Annotated in this window: 1 protein-coding gene; it reads right to left on the reverse strand. The window is 68.9% G+C overall.

Annotated elements, in window-relative coordinates; genetic code table 11:
• Positions 1-627: NAD(P)/FAD-dependent oxidoreductase (locus AOK11_RS45980; protein ID WP_240497642.1), on the reverse strand; the 627-nt coding region annotated here is incomplete at both ends.

Below are 627 nucleotides of genomic sequence, written 5' to 3' on the forward strand. Positions count from 1 at the left end.
GCAGGGTTCGGGCCGCACGGCGGGCCAGTCGGGGGCCGAACGCGCCCAGTACCGCGTCGGACCCCTCGAAGAGCAGCACCCGGGCCCGGGCCGAATCGATCTTCTGGAACTCCCGGTCGAGTGTGTGGCCGGCGATCTCCCGGATCTGTCCCGCGAGTTCGACACCGGTCGGTCCACCGCCGACGAGCGCGAAGGTGAGCCACTGCTGCCGTTCCCGGTCGTCTGCGGCCGTTTCGGCCATCTCGAACGCCCGGTAGATCCGCCGGCGGATGTCCAGCGCGTCATCCAGGGTCTTCATTCCGGGAGCGTGCGCGGCGAAGTCGTCGTGCCCGAAATAGGACTGACGCAGGCCGACCGCGACGATCAGATCGTCGTAGGGCAGCCGAAGGACTCCGCCCTCGGGTCCTCGGGCGTGGACCATCCTGGCTTTGACATCCACGTCCGTGGCTTCGGCGAGCACGCAGCTCACGTTGTGATGCCGCCGTAGGACCGCGCGGAGCGGTTGTGCGATCTGGCCCTCGGACAGAATTCCGGAGGCGCACTGGTAGAGCAACGGTTGGAAGAGGTGGTGGGCACGGCGGTCGACCACGGTCACCGCGACCGGTGAGTGCCGCAGGGCACGGGCTG

This window comes from Streptomyces hirsutus, from assembly GCF_001418415.1.
GTDB lineage: Bacteria > Actinomycetota > Actinomycetes > Streptomycetales > Streptomycetaceae > Streptomyces > Streptomyces hirsutus.